General features: G+C 63.1%; 1 pseudogene. It reads right to left on the minus strand.

The features are described from left to right. Positions 1–222, minus strand: a pseudogene (locus tag ACZ9W6_RS17730) (hypothetical protein); the annotation flags it as partial.

A 222-nucleotide genomic window follows, 5' to 3' on the forward strand; every position in this document is an offset into this window, starting at 1 on the left:
GGGCGATCACCACCGCCTCACGTACCGCCTCCTGTGCCAGGAGCTGCGCTTCAATCTCGCCCAGCTCGATACGGAAGCCACGAATCTTGACCTGATGGTCGATGCGGCCCAAGTATTCGAGCTGGCCTTCGCTGTTCCAGCGAACCAGATCGCCGGTGCGATACAGGCGGCCACCGTTGGCATCGAACGGGTCGGCGATGAAGCGTTCGGCAGAGAGACCGG

Source organism: Vogesella lacus, assembly GCF_979366295.1.